16 protein-coding genes are annotated in these 15076 nt (G+C 43.6%); 3 read left to right on the top strand and 13 right to left on the bottom strand.

Annotated elements, in window-relative coordinates:
- The first annotated feature begins 39 nt into the window (after nucleotides 1-39).
- Nucleotides 40-876 (top strand): dihydropteroate synthase, encoded by an 837-nt coding sequence (gene folP, locus ABLA33_RS02165; protein WP_347719081.1) that lies wholly within the window; start codon nucleotides 40-42, stop codon nucleotides 874-876.
- A 6-nt stretch (nucleotides 877-882) separates the two neighbouring features.
- Nucleotides 883-1650 (top strand): diadenylate cyclase CdaA, encoded by a 768-nt coding sequence (gene cdaA / locus ABLA33_RS02160; protein ID WP_183694200.1) that lies wholly within the window; start codon nucleotides 883-885, stop codon nucleotides 1648-1650.
- Nucleotides 1651-1685: 35 nt separating this feature from the next.
- Here cdaA and ABLA33_RS02155 read toward each other — a convergent pair whose 3' ends face one another.
- Complete coding sequence (locus tag ABLA33_RS02155; protein WP_347719057.1) at nucleotides 1686-2060, bottom strand: hypothetical protein; 375 nt, start codon at nucleotides 2058-2060, stop codon at nucleotides 1686-1688.
- A gap of 72 nt (nucleotides 2061-2132) precedes the next feature.
- Between ABLA33_RS02155 and ABLA33_RS02150 the strand changes: the two genes are divergently transcribed.
- Entirely contained in the window at nucleotides 2133-2393 is a 261-nt protein-coding gene (locus ABLA33_RS02150) for a membrane protein (protein ID WP_009347491.1), read from the top strand.
- 154 nt (nucleotides 2394-2547) lie between these two features.
- On the opposite strand, the gene ABLA33_RS02145 is transcribed toward ABLA33_RS02150, so the two are convergent.
- From ABLA33_RS02145 to ABLA33_RS02090, 12 genes are all read right to left on the bottom strand, one after another.
- Entirely contained in the window at nucleotides 2548-3609 is a 1062-nt protein-coding gene (locus ABLA33_RS02145) for an esterase-like activity of phytase family protein (RefSeq protein WP_347719056.1), read from the bottom strand.
- Nucleotides 3610-3649: 40 nt separating this feature from the next.
- Entirely contained in the window at nucleotides 3650-4693 is a 1044-nt protein-coding gene (locus tag ABLA33_RS02140; protein WP_347719055.1) for a GNAT family N-acetyltransferase, read from the bottom strand.
- Nucleotides 4694-4734: 41 nt separating this feature from the next.
- Nucleotides 4735-5646, bottom strand: coding sequence for a phosphatidylglycerol lysyltransferase domain-containing protein (locus ABLA33_RS02135; RefSeq protein ID WP_347719054.1), 912 nt, complete (start codon nucleotides 5644-5646; stop codon nucleotides 4735-4737).
- Nucleotides 5647-5709: 63 nt separating this feature from the next.
- Complete coding sequence (locus tag ABLA33_RS02130; RefSeq protein ID WP_347719053.1) at nucleotides 5710-6366, bottom strand: NigD-like C-terminal domain-containing protein; 657 nt, start codon at nucleotides 6364-6366, stop codon at nucleotides 5710-5712.
- Complete coding sequence (locus ABLA33_RS02125) at nucleotides 6329-7477, bottom strand: acyltransferase (RefSeq protein ID WP_347719052.1); 1149 nt, start codon at nucleotides 7475-7477, stop codon at nucleotides 6329-6331. The genes ABLA33_RS02130 and ABLA33_RS02125 overlap by 38 nt, the downstream gene beginning before the upstream one ends.
- Nucleotides 7478-7556: 79 nt before the next feature.
- Complete coding sequence (locus ABLA33_RS02120; protein WP_347719051.1) at nucleotides 7557-8543, bottom strand: D-alanine--D-alanine ligase; 987 nt, start codon at nucleotides 8541-8543, stop codon at nucleotides 7557-7559.
- 15 nt (nucleotides 8544-8558) lie between these two features.
- Nucleotides 8559-9566 (bottom strand): RluA family pseudouridine synthase, encoded by a 1008-nt coding sequence (locus ABLA33_RS02115; protein ID WP_347719080.1) that lies wholly within the window; start codon nucleotides 9564-9566, stop codon nucleotides 8559-8561.
- A gap of 92 nt (nucleotides 9567-9658) precedes the next feature.
- Complete coding sequence (locus ABLA33_RS02110) at nucleotides 9659-10369, bottom strand: PASTA domain-containing protein (RefSeq protein ID WP_347719050.1); 711 nt, start codon at nucleotides 10367-10369, stop codon at nucleotides 9659-9661.
- An 88-nt stretch (nucleotides 10370-10457) separates the two neighbouring features.
- Nucleotides 10458-10616 carry a 50S ribosomal protein L34 gene (rpmH, locus tag ABLA33_RS02105; RefSeq protein WP_009347500.1) on the bottom strand — a complete coding sequence of 53 codons (159 nt, stop codon included), beginning with the start codon at nucleotides 10614-10616 and terminating at the stop codon, nucleotides 10458-10460.
- 115 nt (nucleotides 10617-10731) lie between these two features.
- Nucleotides 10732-11820 (bottom strand): tryptophan--tRNA ligase, encoded by a 1089-nt coding sequence (gene trpS / locus ABLA33_RS02100; protein ID WP_311490514.1) that lies wholly within the window; start codon nucleotides 11818-11820, stop codon nucleotides 10732-10734.
- A gap of 436 nt (nucleotides 11821-12256) precedes the next feature.
- The gene (locus ABLA33_RS02095) at nucleotides 12257-13828 is read right to left on the bottom strand and encodes a Gfo/Idh/MocA family oxidoreductase (protein ID WP_347719079.1); all 1572 of its coding nucleotides are present in this window, start codon (nucleotides 13826-13828) and stop codon (nucleotides 12257-12259) included.
- A gap of 362 nt (nucleotides 13829-14190) precedes the next feature.
- Nucleotides 14191-15075, bottom strand: coding sequence for a carbohydrate kinase (locus ABLA33_RS02090; RefSeq protein ID WP_347719049.1), 885 nt, complete (start codon nucleotides 15073-15075; stop codon nucleotides 14191-14193).
- Nucleotide 15076: the final 1 nt, after the last annotated feature.

The raw sequence follows: 15076 nt of genomic DNA, 5'->3' as shown, positions 1-15076 counted from the left end.
ATTTAACTACTTTTGCGAGTAAATAAAGTAAAGGAAATCATGCAGACCTATACAATAAATTGCAGCGGAAAGCTTATAGACTTCAGTCAGCCTAAAGTGATGGGCATTTTAAACGTAACGCCGGATTCTTTCTTTGCAGAGAGCAGAAAACAATCCGACGAGGAAATCCACCGACGTGTACAGCAGATGGTGGACGAAGGCGCACAAATGATCGACATTGGAGCATATAGTTCGCGCCCTGGGGCTGATGATGTTTCCCCCGAGGAAGAGATGCGCCGCCTCTCGCATGGTCTGCAAATAGTCAACAAACTTGCGCCACAACTCCCGGTTAGTGTCGACACTTTCCGAGCTGATGTGGCCCGAATGGCTGTAGAGGAATATGGAGCCGATATTATCAATGATATTTCGGGAGGCGAAATGGACGCGCAAATGTTTCGTACCGTAGCGCAACTCAATGTTCCTTACATTCTCATGCACATGCAAGGAACCCCCCAAACAATGCAGGACAACCCGCAATATTCAGATTTCTTACGCGAAGTGTTTCTCTATATGGCACAACGCATCAATAGGTTGCGCGATATGGGCGTAAAGGACATTATTCTTGATCCTGGATTTGGCTTTGGTAAGACGCTCGATGAAAACTATGAGTTGTTGAACCACTTGCAGGACTTCCACGAATTTGAATTACCCTTGCTCGTTGGCGTTTCTAGGAAGTCCATGATCTACAAGCTGCTCAACACCACACCGCAAGAAGCCCTTAACGGAACAAGTGTACTCCACACCATCGCTCTCCTAAAGGGGGCAAACATTTTGCGCGTCCACGACGTTCAGCAAGCTGTTGAAGCCGTACAGTTATATACAAAAACCGTTCAGTAAGTTCTCATGCTCTCACTCGGAATTAAAGACATCATCGACATTTTCCTTGTCGCTTTGTTGCTCTACTACATTTGGAAACTCATGAAGCAGTCCAGCGCCGCCAACATCTTTAGCGGCGTCATCATCTTCACTGTAGTATGGATTCTTGTGTCACGCGTGTTCGAGATGCGACTGATTGGAGGCATCATGGACAACTTGATGAACATCGGTTTGCTGGCTGTCATCATTCTTTTCCAAGACGAGATTCGACATTTCCTTTCTACCATTGGCAACCAAAAGAATGCAAAGTATCTTGCACGCATTTTCCACTTAAACAAAGAGGTCAAATCCCACCGCACGGACATTATGCCCATCGTTATGGCTTGTCTGAGCATGTCGAAACAAAAGGTGGGCGCACTCATCATAGTAGAACGGGGTGTCAACCTTGCGGAATATATTAACACAGGGGAAATCATCAATGGCAAAATCAGCCAACGACTCATCGAAAATATCTTTTTCAAAAACTCTCCACTCCATGATGGTGCTATGATTATTAGCAATAGCCACATCACTGCTGCGGGCTGTATCCTCCCCGTGTCTCACGACACCGACATCCCTAAGGCACTTGGTCTTCGGCATCGCTCGGCCTTAGGCATTTCGCAAAAAAGCGACTGTCTGGCTATCTGCGTTTCGGAAGAAACGGGCGGCATCTCAATAGCCGAAAATGGCCATTTCCATCTCCGCTTAAATGCTGAAGAGCTTGAACGAATGCTCACAGAGGAATGGCAGGACTGATACCTATAAGAACTTCAGATTTTTCCCAACTCTTTTTATTGCTTTCCAAAAAACTTTCTTCCATCATTGCCCTGCAAAGACTTTCTGAGCAGAGCATGATTCTCGATTCGTTGGGAAAAACAAACGGAATACAGAAACAATCCATTTTTTTCTCCCTTTGAAAAAGCCCAAAATACAATAAGGCTGTCAGCTGACAGCCTTATTGCGTCAGCTGGTTTCCTTATAGTGTCAGCCGAGAGCCTTATTGTATTTTTGAGACTGCTTATTGGGTAAAGGTATAACTCTATAACGCCACTTTTCCAAAAAAAAGATTTGAATGTTTTTTTACTTTGCACACGCTTTTTAGGCACTTCTTTTTCTTCGTTCCAAAATCCTTTTTCTACCTTTGCTGCGGTAGTACGGGATAACAATGCTTATAATGTAAAGTTTTTAGGACTACCAGAACTTAAGTTTTATTTACTCTTAAAACAAAGCAAGAACTAATGAAGAAAGAAAAGTTTTTTGAAATGATGGGATGGATTGGTACGGTAACAGCAGTACTAATGTATGTATTCTATTTCCCGCAAATTGAGAACAATTTAGCAGGTCATAAAGGAACCTTCATTCAACCATTTATGGCAGGTGTTAACTGCGTGCTTTGGGTTTCATATGGACTCTTTAAAGAGAAGCGAGATTGGCCAGTAGCCATTGCCAATGCTCCAGGTATAATCTTTGGTTTTGCCGCAGCTTTTACAGCACTATAATATCTAAACTTTTCCTTTTTTGCAGCTTTCATCTATACAGAAACGGAAGATGTTCACAAGAAAAAGAGGCGCACAAATGTGCGCCTCTTGTATTTTTAAGATCAAAAATCTTACTCTTTCTGTTATTAAAGTCTTGAGAAAGGAGAATTTGGGGCTATGGTAAAACAATAACTTTGATGTAATCTTTCAAATGAAAGATGCCTTTGCCAACAGATGCTTGACTGTCATTGACAAGCAGGAGAGTCTGTCGGCCATCATCAAGACGGCGACCAAGACACATACCCTCATAGTTGGCATAAGAAAAAGAAAGTGGCGTTATCTCCGTCTCAACACTACACAAAAACTCTTTATTCACGAATTTGTCCGCTGATAGTTTCGAGAGAGGTGTGGATGAATCAATCTTATGTTCGCGCGACGGATTAACAATATAAAGACGGCTCACACTCTTTGCCCCTATATAATCGTTAGGAACATTGAGTTCTCTTTCCATTACAATGAGTCTACCATCAGGCAAGGCACAGAGATCACTCACCCCAAAACAATAGTATCTCCCTGTTGCTTGCAAACCAGGTGCATCCATCCGGTAAGCATATTGTCCCACAGACTGAAGATCATTACCAAAACTCTGCAAGCGCAGTAGGTTTGTGGCCATCATGTTCCTAGGATGGATATAGTCGCCGTCAGATTTCAGTGTGCTTTCGGTGGTAGTCCAGAAACGACCAGTTGTTGCATCATAGCTGAGCGACTCAAAGCCGTAGTTGTGGCGAATATTAGGAACGCCAAACTCATCGGGGATATTCAAGCCGCGCCCTGTTGGCACACCATCCAGTCCATATTCCAGAATCTGCTGATCGCCTTCTCCGCTGATGAAAACTGTATTGAGCGATGGATTATAGGCCACTCCCTCACAATCGCGCAGGGTAAATCCGCGACTGTCGAGTTGCGGATGAGGATTTCCTTTGAATTCAGAAAGACCGACATATTCCACTTGTCCTGAGGTAGGATTCTGCACAATCCGAAATTCAAAAAAGCCATCTTCAGGTTCTTTGTCGCTGACCATGACATAACGATCGCCATGAATCGGAGCAATACCACTGAAATTGGCAGTACCCACTCCCCACTTAGAAAGGCGTTGTTGCTTGAGTTGGACCACAGGTTGCGCCACCGCAGCCAGTGCGGTCAAAAAGAATGCTAAAAAAAATATTTTGAGTCGCATAATATTGTCTAACGCTATAATGTCCTTAAATATTGCCTACTTACTCATCGAGCATATTTCTGACTATCACGGGCTGAGAGCCGAGGAACATAGCAGCAAGTCCACCAGGGGTGATAATCTGACTGGGACGATCTTCTACAATAAAGACTTCTCCGCCACGCAGCATATAAAATCCGTTGTTTTCAGGCACATCGAGATCGCCATCAATACCAATGCTCAGCTCAAAACCAGGATGCTGGAGCAAAATGGTCTTGAAGAATTTAACAACATTAACAACACGAGCCATAGCATAAGGTTGTGCTCCCTTTATGGCTCCCGCGCAAGCACCACGATCGTAGATGTGCTCCACTGCATACTTACGACAGAGGTACGTCACAAAGAGGTTCTGAACTCGATAGTCACTCACCACAATGTCGCGCAGCATCACGCGGCCGTCGGACTCTTGTACACCCCAGCACAAACCAACAATCCGCGACTTATTACGAGCCACAAGAACAAATCCTCCCTCTAAATCGCAAGTCTCTAAGGATGCAAAAAAATCGTTCAGAGATGATTTAAAAATAAAAGGATAAGTACGACAGCGTTGTTGGTAATAGACATAAAGATTCTCTCCCCATTCTTCGGGCTCCTCAATCACGATGTGAGCATCTTCTTCGCCCGTGGGCGTAAGCTCCACTTCTGCACGGAAAGTAGAGGTCCAAAAAGCACCATGCTGCGGCCGTTCGTAGAAATGGCGTAGTTCTTCACTACCAGGAATGAGAAAACTCAAAACGCCTCCTTGCTCATAGAGTCGACGATGGCCCTCACTAATAATCTGTGAAGCCAATCCATACCCACGATACTCGGGCAAGGTGCCTACCCCACTGAAATAACCTGTATGAACAGTGCTGCCGTAGAAGTTCATACTATAGGGCAACAACTGTCCTGCAGCAACCACTTGGGTTCCCTCGCGGCGTGTTATATTGGAGGCATCGGTATATTTATCCTCAAAATAAATATCTAGAAACTCTTCGCTATCTGTTGGAAAACAAGTTTTCCAAAGTTCGCGAGTCTGTTGTTTGAGTTCTTCAGGAGTAAGAAGCATATCGAAAGAATTATTTTTACGATGAATAGATGTGTGCAAATTTAATCCATCTTCATTGGATGTCGCTCCATAACGGTAAATTTATTAAGCAAAAAAGCCGGACGATAGCTCTCCTTTGAGCGGCGTAAGCCTGGAAGACCTAAATCTTCTTCCCGATTTATATAGACAAATTGTTCCGGTAAGTGGCGCGCAAATTCGCGATTGATCATAGCAAAAGCTCCTTCGAAGTTGAAATCTACCTTCTCTGCACAAGTGTCAAAAGTATCGTAATTGACAGGGCCGCCGTAAGTGAAAGCGATGATTTTCCCCTCTATACGGAGCACACCACCAATGGCTCCCAACTCTTCCCAATGGGAAAAAACATACTCAATACTGCGTCGCTCGGCATCAGCGGAGAGACGCCCAGAAGGAACATTGTCTTTCTCCTCCTCCCATTGTTCGCGGAGTGCTAAACACTCAGGAATAAACTCAGGAGTGAGAGGAAGATATTCATAATTAGGATAGAGTTTTTCAAACTTATTGGCATGATTGCGCTTTTGCTGAAGCTTCTTTCCTGCCAATGTGGCCAACGATTCACGATGATAAATGTAGTCGGTATAACTACGGTCGGCCGTGGCATAAAAATAATCGGGCATGGCTGCATTAATATAGCCCAACTGAACTTCTGGGCAGCCCAACATCAAAAAAGGAGCGTCCTGCTGACGAGCATCTTCGAGCAAATCGCCAACAACAGCAGCCCAATCACCATGTCCCACGGGGGCTAAATAAGCATTATGCCCCTCTGCCTTGAAACGGAAAAGCAGCCAATCACCATGATAAGCCACTTGCGTATCATAAAGAAAACGCCAACTCATCAAATTCAAGAAGTTGAGATCACAATTTCGACATTCGCTCTCACGAACAATCTGTTGGATTTGTTCGCGATCAGTTAATTCTATAGGATGAAAATCCATTCAGTTCTGGTTGTTTAATTAAAAATGACAGTACTTAAAGAAGCTACTGTCTAAAAGATTGAATCAATAAGCTTGCGTTATTGAGGTCTGCCTACCTTTCTCATCCCTGTAGAACAAGCGGATACTGTCCCCCCTCGAGAGGCGTGGGAGATAAGAATCAAGACGACAAGAAAAATAAGTATCACGATAGTAAGCCTTTCCGTCTCCATTCTGATAATGAAAGAGTTGCAAATTCAGCGTCTGCGTGTGCGCTTCATTCTCTGAAAAGCCTTTATCAACAATCCCCAGATAATGACTGCGCTTTGCAGGCCCAGTGGGCAGCGACACAAAGAAGTTGAGATATCGATGGCTCAACCACATCGATCGTAGTAGTAGCGCATCAGTTCGGAGGACTGTATCTGGCATTTGCTGAACGGAACAGGTCAATACTGGCGAAAGGCGCATCAGTTCAACCGTCTTATTCGCACGCACATAAAGCGCATAGGCTCGAATAGTTGAAGCAGGTTGTGCCACCATTATCCGATTGGTCACCGCAAGGGTATCGCCATTATCTAAGACTATTTGCGAAATCGTTTTATCCCCTCGTGATAGAGCCTCAACCAGTCCTTGCTCATAATTTTGTAAAGGTCTGTCCGCTTCGTCGGAACATGCCGACAACAAGGTGCAGAACAGCAGAAGTGCACTAAAGCACGCTTTCATGATTAAAAACCGGATTAGCATACATTTCCAGTATACGGTCACGCAGAAAGGCCTCATCCTTGTTAGGTATGTCTATCTTTGCCAACTGCCCTTTCAAGTATTTCTCAAAATGAGCTTTCTCGTCTGCTGAGTAATGAGTAGCATGGTCAGAATTTCCACGAAGAAGATCCGCAGCTGCATAATTACCTGGGAACAAACGATAGTTACGATAGATTTCGCGATCCATACGCTGGGCGATTTCACCAAAGAATTGTCCTTTAGGAGCATCTTCCAGTTCGTCCAACCAATCATTGATAGGCGTTCCCATAACAAAATGAACGTGTCCCTTAAAGCCGAGAATTCCTGTTTGCATATTTAGTAAATCGTCCTGCCTACTCTTCTTAAAATCTGCGTTGTCTCGCTTCAACTGGAACTCTTGGGCTTTAAGATAGTCGCAGGGATCATATTCGTAAGATAGACTCATCGGTACAATGTTCATTTCTTTCAAATTACCCAGCGGAGTCCCTGTTCCTCCCATAGCCACCATTTTTAAGACGGCTTCAGCGGTATGGTCGTTACTGTCCTTGGCGCGCCCTTCGCGTTGTGCAATCCAAATAGGGTTCTGCTTCTCGCGAATGACAAAGTGCATATAGCGACTCATCTTTTTACTGGCTGCAAGCATTTCACGAAGACCTAGGCTACGCTGAACGATAAAAGCTTTATTAAGACGTACCAAATGCTTTATCCAAGGAAAAATGAGGAGATTATCACCGATTGCTATTTCTTGCGTTGTGGAAAAACCATTCTTGATAAGCAACATAGCCAAAAGTCCGGGGTCTAAAACTATATCTCGATGGTTAGAAATAAACGTGTAAGCTTTATGTTTATCTTCTATTTCACCACAGTCGAGATCATAGCCCAAACTTACCTTGCTCATCAAATCATCTATGTACGCATAGACAAATTTCTCTTGGAAATCAAGAACGTCTTTACATGAATAGAGCCCGGCTTTGAGCTGTTCAAAAGATGTTTTGGGAAAGAGTTGTTGCAGGATGCCGCAGAACTGTTCGTCAGCGAGCAACGCATCGAAAGTAGCTTTCAAATCTTTCGCTTCATAGCAGCGAATGTCGTCATATTCTGCAGGTGTTTCCATGTTGTTTCGGGTTTAAGAAAGACAGCTCCAAGCCAACAAATATTTAAAAGTTGTTGGCATGGAGCCGATATGTTGATAATTAGAATTTACCTTCGATTATCTCGGAGAGGACATCTCCCGGCTTACGCCCTGCTGCACGTATCTGCTGCGGAATAAAGCTAGTAGCGGTCATACCTGGAGTTGTGTTTATCTCAAGCATGTTGATTTGTTCGTTACCTGCTTCGCCCGACAAAATATAGTCAATACGAATGAGGCCATAGCAGCCAAGAATTTTATAGATGTGCTTCGTCATCTCACTTACGCGTTTCGCAGTTTCATCGGCGATGCGGGCTGGCGTGATTTCACTAACTTTTCCATTATACTTCGCATCGTAGTCGAAGAACTCTTGGCTGGTCACTACTTCTGTGATAGGGAAAGTCACGACTTCACCGCCTTGTTTGTACGCGCCACAAGTGATTTCAGTGCCCACCATAATCTTTTCAATCAGTACCTCATCGCTTTCGTGCATTGCTTTCTCGACGGCCGGTATGAGGGCTTCAGCAGTTTTCACCTTTGTTACACCGAAGCTGCTGCCGCCTGCATTGGGTTTTACAAAACACGGCAGTCCCAAGCGATTTATGATGTCCGCCTCCACAGGCATTGCTTCGCCTTTACGCACCATGATACTGTCTGATATATGCAGTTCTGGGAAAGAGCGAAGAAAGTTGTTTAAGGCAAACTTATTAAAAGTCATCGACTCAATAAGTACATCACTCGTTGAATAAGGTATTCCTATTAAATCAAAATAGCCTTGAAGAATACCGTTTTCACCTGGTGTTCCATGAATCGTTATGTATGCAAAATCGAACTTATGTTGACCATCACTGGCCGTAAAGGAGAAATCGCTGCGGTTGATTGGACAAAGTTCATCACCATAACGTGCTGTCCATTTGTTCTTTTCTATATCGACAACGTAGCTATCATATTTTCCGTTGTCCATGAAAGACAGAATCCCTTCTGCACTACGCAGAGAGACATCATGCTCAGAGGAGTAACCTCCGGCTACAATTGCAATAACTTTTTTCATTGCTATCTTGTACGTTTACTTAATTCCTTTGAAATACGTCCGCCATCGCTCTAGGAGCTGGGCCATATCAATAGGCATTTCGGACGTAAAATCCAATTCTTGCCCCGTTGTGGGATGCTTAAAACCAAGCGTGCGGGCATGAAGAGCTTGACGCGGACAGATTTCAAAGCAGTTGCGGATAAAACTATTATAACTGCTCGACTGTGTTCCACGCAAAATTTTATCGCCTCCATAGCGTTCATCGCTAAAGAGTGGATGTCCCAAATGTTTCATGTGGGCCCGTATCTGATGAGTTCGCCCCGTTTCAAGAATACATTCTACAAGCGTGACGTAGCCAAAACGTTCCAACACGCGATAATGAGTAACGGCGTGCTTACCTATTTCCGACTCGGGAGGGAATACTGCCATCTGCAAACGATCTTTCGGATTCCGGGCAATATTACCAACTATCGTTCCTTCTTCCTCTTGGATATTCCCCCAAACAAGGGCATTGTAGCGGCGGCGCGTTGTTTTATTAAAGAATTGTAATCCCAGTTTGGTCTTGGCATCGGGCGTTTTGGCCACGACAAGAAGTCCGCTGGTATCTTTATCAATTCGATGAACGAGTCCCACCCCTGGATCATTGGGGTCATAATTGGCGTCGTCGCGCAAATGCCAGGCAATGGCGTTCACAAGAGTTCCGGTGTAGTTTCCCCACCCTGGATGGACCACAAGGCCTGCTGGCTTATTGACCACCATCAATTCGCTATCTTCATAGATAATATCAAGCGGAATATCCTCGGGCTCTATTTTATTTTCATATCGAGGATGGTCAAGAAGCAGTGTAACTACATCGAATGGTTTTACACGATAATTGCTTTTTACAGGCTTCTGGTTGACGTGAATAAAACCCGCCTTAGCTGCCAACTGAATACGATTGCGAGAAGTATCGGGCAGATGAATCATTAGGAACTTATCCACACGCAGCAGTTGCTGACCTTTATCGGCAACCACGCGGAAATGCTCGTAAAGGCCTCCCCCCATCGAGTCGTCTTCTGGTTCATCGAGAAGACCTTTAGTATCTCCATCCAGCATATCTGGGAGAAGCGTATCCTCTATTTCTCCTGAAAAGGCCGTCATTCGGAAATATGGATTGAATCGTAATTGTTATCTTCATAGAGCGAACGCATTGCTTTGAGCTCTTCTTCGCTTGGTCCATTGATAACATAGTCAAGACTGTCGTTACCATTATACTCGTCTTGGACATTCCCGTCACCCACAACAAGCGTAAGCGGAACATCAACTGACACTCTCTGCCCTTTCACAACGTTTCGACCATTCACCTCAATGCCATAAACCCAATCTTTATCACCTGTAACATATTTCGGAGCTGTCAGTTTGAAGCCCATAACTCGCAGTTTAGCCTCGGCCTCACGAAGGGAACAGTTGTCGGCAATATCGGGGATAGCAACAGCACGCGCTGAAGCCGCATTGATAGTAAACTCTATGATGCGTCCAGCTTTTACTTTTTCACCCGGACGGATGGATTGATCCAAAACAGAATTAGGAGGCAATGTACGAACATAGCCCGTGTCTCGAACTTCCGCCTTGAGTCCCATGTCGTTGAGTTCTGCCACGGCCACATCATAACTCTTACCGCGCAAATCAGGAACTGTCACTTCTTGTCCGTGGCGTGTATAAATCACAAGGAAAGAAGAAACACCTACTATCAGCAACACAGTGAGCAGCAACATTGCTAGCATGTTACCTATAATGCTTTTGCTGCAAACTTTCTTGAAAAACTCCTTAATCGTCATGGGCGATGTTATCTTTGACTTATGGGGCATAATCTCCCCCAATCTATTGCAAAGATACTATAAAAAAACGAGAGAAGCCTTTGCCTCTCTCGTAAATCTCAAAATCTCAAAAAGAGAATTACTTCTTACCATGAACTTCGTCAGAAACAGTGAGCTTCTTACGGCCATGACGACGACGTGAAGCTAGCACGCGACGACCGTTAGCGGTCTGCATACGATGACGGAAACCATGCTTGTTGTTTCTCTTTCTGTTGTGGGGCTGGAATGTACGTTTCATTTTTATTTTGTCTTTTTTATTTTTTGTTTCGTTCTTTTCAGCTGACGCATTCTATGCGTTTCGGGGTGCAAAGTTAAGAAGAATATTCGAACTCTCAAAGAGTTAGCCTGCAAAATTATTTTGCATAACGCTTTGCTTGTTCTTCAATAAGAGCTAGATCGTCGAAATAATTTATTTTCATTGCATGTTTTACCTCAGAAAGCGTTGCTGCAGCAGCTTCACGAGCGCGCTCTGTTCCCTTGCGTAACATCTCGTAGACGGCTGGAATATCTTTTTCAAATTCAGCACGACGCAACCGCATAGGTTCTAACTCTGCTTGTAAGATATTGTTAAGGAACTTTTTCACCTTCACATCTCCCAATCCACCACGTTGGTAATGTTCTTTCACTTCGTCGAGATTCTTATAATCGGCCCAGAACTCCTCAAAATGTTCAGGTCGGCAAAAAGCATCGAGATAAGTAAAGACTGTATTTCCTTCAATATGTCCTGGATCTTCCACGCGCAAGTGTTCGGGATCTGTATACATCGACATGATTTTTTTCTTCATGTCCTTAGGATCTTCGCTCAAATAGATACAATTTCCAAGACTCTTTGACATCTTAGCCTTACCATCTGTTCCTGGCAAACGCAAACAAGCTGCATTTGTTGGTAGAATTATCTGTGGCTCAACGAGAGTCTCACCATAGATATAATTGAAGCGACGCACAATCTCTGTGGCTTGCTCAAGCATGGGCTTCTGATCTTCTCCCACCGGCACATGTGTAGCCTTAAATGCCGTTATATCAGCTGCTTGAGAAATGGGATAAGTAAAAAACCCAACGGGAATACTTGAATCAAAACCACGCATAGAGATTTCTGTCTTCACTGTTGGATTACGTTGCAAACGACTCACAGTAACGAGGTCCATATAATAGAAGGATAGTTCAGTGAGCTCAGGAATCTGACTCTGGATAAAAATTGTGACTTTATTGGGGTCTAAGCCAACACTCAGATAGTCCAAGGCTACCTCTATCACGTTTTGGCGAACCTTTTCTGGATTATCCATATTATCGGTCAATGCCTGAGCATCTGCGATAAACACATAGAAATCCTTATAATCATCAGTGTTCTGAATCTCTACGCGACGGCGAAGAGACCCTACATAGTGTCCAATATGAAGGCGACCCGTTGGACGGTCGCCAGTGAGATAAATTTTGTCTGACATATCAAAATACGTATTTTGTGATGACAAAAATACAATATTTCCGCCACAAGACAAACCTTTCCGTTCTTTGCTAAAAGCTGAAAAGCCAAATGACAGATTTTCTCCATCTTCAGAACATATTACTTCAGAGCACTTGCGCGCACAAAAAAAGGCATTAGGGGACTCAATCATTGTAACCTCCCCACAAATCCCCTTATTGTATTTTTGATTACAATAAGGATGTCAGCTGACATCCTTATTGCGTCGGCTGACACAATAAGGATATTTTTATCTCCTCGGTACAGAGCAAAAATCAAAAGAAAGAAGTTTGCGTGAATACTTGTGGTGCGCAAAGCGATACAAAATTTTTCCACGCACTCATCTATCATCGCAACAAAAAACGCCCACTACTTCTGTAGTGGACGCATTTAACGTATAATTATATGTGGCTGTAGACTTATTTTGTCTTCTTCAGCAATTTAGCAACTGCCTTCTGCACGTTGGCCACAGCCTTTGTGCTAACAGCATTCTTGGCTTCAACCGTAGTTGCCTTCTCATAATCTGCCCAAGCCTTAGCAGCAATAGCCTTTTGTGCATTGGTGATAGCAGTAGCAAGTTGAGCCGCTGCATCTTCTTGTGCAGCAGGAGCGAAAGCATGTTTATAACCTTTCACATCATTCCAATGTCCACGCGTAAAGTCGGGGAAAGCAACGCTAGCAGAATTATGATCGAGAGAAAGAGTTCCGAGTTCAGCCAAAGCACACCATTCGGCAAGGTCGTAAACGTCCATATCGAGAGGCAAACCATTTTGCAAACAGTAAACAAGACGACTATCCATGATGAAGTCCATACCTCCATGACCACCAACTTCTTTGGCCATCTTGCCATACTTCTTCAGAATGGGCGACTGATATTTCTCTTCAAGAGTCTTTTTTTCTGCGTCCGACATGAAAGAGTGAGAAGAGAGATTGTCTACCTTAGGAGCAACACCAGCTTCTTTCAAGCTCTTCGCATCAAGAGCGTAACCTTCAACAGGATATTTATTGGCAAAACCTTTCGTACCAGAGAGTTGATAGAGGCGGTCGTAAGGGCGCGGATTCATCACTTGGTGCTGAACCTCAATAACCTTTCCTTCCTCTGTACGAATCAGTGTTGTAGTATGATCACCATTGCGGAAATTTGTTGGGCGAACACCTGTCTTAGCTTCCACATAGTTAGGACCATGAACAGGTTTAGTGTCCATTGCAACAAGTGTTTTCATGCGGTCACCACGATGAATGTCGAAAGCTTGTGCCACAGGACCTAGACCGTGAGTAGCGTAGACATCGCCACGATTCTCCATATTATACTGCATACGCCAGCCTAATTTAGGAGATTTCTCAGGATTCTTCCAATATGCATTCCAAAAATCATCTAGGTTATGAATATAAGCACCTTGTCCATGGAGCAATTCACCGAAAACTCCGTGCTGTGCCATATTCAAAGTATTCATTTCAAACCAGTCGTAGCAACAGTTCTCAAGAATCATACAATGTTTGCGAGTTTTCTCAACTAAGTTGATAAGATCCCAACACTGTTCAACATTCATAGCAGAAGGTACTTCAATAGCCGTATTCTTTCCATTCTCCATAGCAAACTTAGCCACGGGGAAATGGTGATCCCAGTCAGTTGCAATATAAACAAGATCAATATCGGGACGTTTGCAAAGTTCCTTGTAACCTTCTGCACCAAAATAGATGGACGCTGGCGGAAGATTTGCCTTTTTAAGATATTCTTGGCAACGTTCTGCGCGCTTCTGTTCATAGTCGCACAATGCAACAATTTCTACACCAGGAATATATGTCCAGCGTGCAACAGCACCAGGTCCACGCATCCCTAAGCCTACAAAAGCAACACGCACATTCTGAATTTTGGGAACTGTCAAGCCTAAAGCCGACTGTTGGCCAGCAGGGCGAGCAGGAGTGTCAAGTACAATCTGCCCTTCATTCCAATGCCACTTCGTAGAAGGAGACGTGGACTGGGCATTCATCTGCCCAGACGAAAGTACCGCCAAAACGGCGATAGCAAGAACTTTGAAAAATTTCATAGAGTTGTGTGTGAATATATTTATTAGGTATTTCTATGTAGGCAAAGTTACAATATTAGAATGAATATCTTAATAAGCGTATTCATTTTTTCGCTATTTGGCACAAAAACGAGCATACTCAAAAGAAAAAGAGCAATCAGCGAGAATCTATTGAATTCATCTGTAACACTACAATACTCCTAGTGACAAAATATAAAATTAGATATTCAATAGCCAATTTCTTCGCTAAAATAAAAAGAAAGAGAAATAGAGAGACAACATAATATATGCCTCAATCTTCTCTTTCTTATAATTTTTTCTTGCTGTTAACTCAATAAGTCGCGAGGCAGAATAGGCATTGCGCCTTGCTGAGTACATACAAAAGCGGATACTTTAACAGCAATAGCATGAGCTTCTGAGATTGGAGAACCATTGATAAGCGCTGCACAGAAAGAAGCGGTAAAACTATCTCCAGCTCCAACAGTATCGACGACTGAAACTTTTGGCGTGGGTTGGGAAGATACGCCTTCTTCAGAGATGACATAACTGCCATTTGCTCCACAAGTATAAATAACAAGGCGCAGATTAAAACGCTGACGAAGAAGCTCACACTGCTCCAATGGAGATATTTGGGGGAGATTATAATAATTAGCTAGGATGGGCAATTCTTCATCGTTAACCTTAAGAACATTTGCAGCAGAAAGAGACAAATCTACAACTTCTTTACTATAGAAGGGAGTGCGGAGATTTATATCATAAATACGAAGAACGTCATCATCGGCAGGCAGAGATGCCAAAAAAGCTTGAATGGCAACACGACTTTGCGGACTACGCTGAGCTAAAGAACCGAAACAAACGGCTTGGGTATTTTCTGCAATCTCACGGAGTTTCTCTGTAAAAGGGATATTATCCCAAGCCACATCCTGCTGAATATCGTAAAGGGGAATACCAGCTTCATCAAGTTGTACATTCACTCGCCCCGTAGGATATCCAACCCTTTCAATATATGCAAGAAGCTGTTTACGCTCTAGTTCTTGAATAGTTTCTTCTCCTAAAGCATCTTGCCCCACAGCGCTTATAGCCAAGCCTTTCAAACCAAATTGAGAAACATGATAGGCAAAATTTGCAGGAGCACCGCCCAAACGTTTGCCTGAAGGGAGCAAATCCCAAAGTAGTTCGCCTAATCCCACTACATATCTTTTCTTTTCCATA

The sequence above is a fragment of the uncultured Alloprevotella sp. genome, from assembly GCF_963536905.1.
Taxonomy (GTDB): Bacteria; Bacteroidota; Bacteroidia; order Bacteroidales; family Bacteroidaceae; genus Alloprevotella.
This window is presented reverse-complemented; position numbering and strand designations above follow the sequence as displayed.